Annotated in this window: 3 protein-coding genes; all 3 read left to right on the forward strand. The window is 45.1% G+C overall.

Features of this window, described 5'->3' with window-relative positions:
- Positions 1-708: TRAP transporter substrate-binding protein DctP (dctP, locus tag JHD45_RS22120; RefSeq protein ID WP_199478764.1), on the forward strand; the 708-nt coding region annotated here is incomplete at its 5' end.
- A gap of 27 nt (positions 709-735) precedes the next feature.
- On the forward strand, positions 736-1,254 hold the full coding sequence (locus JHD45_RS22125; RefSeq protein ID WP_199478765.1) for a TRAP transporter small permease: 519 nt from the start codon (positions 736-738) through the stop codon (positions 1,252-1,254).
- 94 nt (positions 1,255-1,348) lie between these two features.
- The coding region (locus JHD45_RS22130; RefSeq protein WP_199478766.1) for a TRAP transporter large permease at positions 1,349-2,541 on the forward strand (1,193 nt) is incomplete at its 3' end.

Below are 2,541 nucleotides of genomic sequence, written 5' to 3' on the forward strand. Positions count from 1 at the left end.
GCGCCAGCGCTACAGTGGGATACCATTCCTTTTCTTGCACCAAATGCGCCAACATTACTAAAAGCGTTACATGGTAAGCTGGGTAAAGATGTCGATGCTATTATGGAAAAACACGGTGTTCATGTTGTTGCTTGGGGCTTCTATGGTTATGCCACTTCTTATATCAATAACAAAAAACCCATCGTTACTCCAAGTGACTTAAAAGGGTTAAGAATGCGCTCTGAGGGCAGCCTTTCTGCTATGTTCCTTAAGAGCCAAGGCGCCACTCCAGTTGCCATGGACTCCAGTGAAGTCTATACCTCTATGCAACGAGGCGCTTTAGATGGCGCAACATCGGGTCTATCGACCATCACGTCACGTAAATGGTTTGAAGTAGGTAAATACGTTACCGCAATCCACTATGTACCTTTGGTTTACCCTGTTCAAGTCAACCTACAATGGTGGAAAGGACTAACCCAACAACAGCGTGACGTGATCACCAAAGCGGCCAAGGCATCCGAAAAAGCGGCCGTACAAGACATTGAAAATGAATTTACTAATGATATCAAGTTCCTGAAATCTAAAGGCAACCAAGTCACGCAATTAACTGGTAAGCAGTTAACGCCTTGGAAAGAAACCGCTGGTGTCATGGAGCGTAAACTGTATCTTAAAGAAACAGGGGCAACTGGTCAGAAAATTTTGGATGACCTAAAACCCTACAGCAACTAACACGCCTCCTTTTTCTAGGTAAATTCAATGACACATCCAACTGAGACATCCCCATTTGGCCGCTTGGTCAAATGGGTAAGGGATTTAACGGGAGGGCTGGCTAAATTAGTCAGCATCATCGCGGCACTATCCCTCATCTTATTATCCATGTCCATCATTGCTGGTATTGTCCTGCGCATGATGAACATAGACAATTCTTGGACTTACGACCTCGATTTATTTTGTCTAATTTGGTTAGCCTTTACGGGCACAGTTGCGACGGCAATGGGCCGCCATCATGTGACAGCAGGCATTGCCATAGAAAATCTAATCGGGCGGGGAAAGCTACTGATCATTCTGCGCTTTTTAATTCTGTTTAGCTTTTTGTGTTTTATGTCGTACGCAGGCTTTTTGCAGGCATTAGACAGCTTCACCATGCAAGAAATCACCTTAGACGTGGTTCAGTGGCCAGTGTGGGTTGCGAAGGCTGCTGTTCCCATTGGGATTGGTGTCTGGGCGGTGGCTGAATTACATAAGTTCATACTGGATATCAGCCAAACCGATTAAAGACATTGCTACATCACATGCTTCATTAAATTCGCGACTTCGTGAAAAGGTCTCGATTGATGAGTATTTGACAAATAATTATTGGAACTCATAAATGACCTTTACGATCACTCTGTGTGCCTTGGCGGCACTCATGATTCTGGGATTGCCAATCTCCGTATCACTACTCATTAGTGGTATGCTCGGTTACATGATAACCATTGGTGTTGGGCCTGGCATTAACGCGCTCACACAAACAGCCTATAGCGACCTCAACTCTTTTGTTATTATTGCCATTCCACTTTATATTTACATGGGCCAGCTCATGCTCAAGGGGGGAGCTGGAAAAGACTTATTTAGCTTTGCTCATCGCATAACAAGAAAACTTCCTGGTGGGCTCGCCATCGCCGCCACCTTAGCCAGTACTATCTTTGCTGCGATTTCAGGCTCCTCCACAGCAACTGCTGCGACTATTGGTTCGATTAGTATTCCAGAGATGCGTGAACGTGGTTACCCAAAACGACTCAGTGCAGGCTGTGTTGCCGTATCGGGTACATTAGGGATTTTGATACCGCCAAGCATTTCATTCATTCTCTATTCATTAGTCACCAATAGCTCTGTTAACCAGTTGTTTTTAGCTGGCATTATTCCCGGCTTAATGTTGGCTGGATTGTTTTCACTCTATTCCATCTATGCCATGCGTAAGCATCCCATTAACCCTACAAATAGCGAGCAATCGGCAGAGGCGAAAGCCCCTATCACCTTCGATATGATTGCCAGCTTGTTATTGATTCCAGTGGTGCTGGGCGGGATCTATACGGGACTATTCACCCCAACAGAAGCCGCTGGTGTCGGGGTGATCTATGCCCTATTACTGACCATATTTGTTAAGCGCAGTTTATCACTTAAACTCTTCTGGCAAGCCACCATGGCCAGTGTCGAAACCAGTGCGATGATACTGATGTTAATCGCAGGGGCGTCCGTATTTGGTAACACACTGTCACTTCTACAAGTGCCTCAAGACGTAGCACAATGGATAGACTCACTGAATTTATCCGCCATTCAGTTTTTAATCTTAATCAACATCCTTTACTTAATACTGGGTATGTTTATGGATGCGGCCGCAGCGATTCTTGTCACGGTCCCCATTCTGTTACCAGCACTACAAGCATTGGATATCAACCTTGTCTGGTTTGGCGTGATTCTGGTTATCAATATGGAAATCGGGGCCGTGACGCCACCTGTTGGCATGAATCTATTTGTGGTTAAAGCTATCTGTGAAGATTACACCATAAAAGATGTACTGGT

It is taken from the genome of Marinomonas spartinae, assembly GCF_016461715.1.
Lineage (GTDB): Bacteria > Pseudomonadota > Gammaproteobacteria > Pseudomonadales > Marinomonadaceae > Marinomonas > Marinomonas spartinae_A.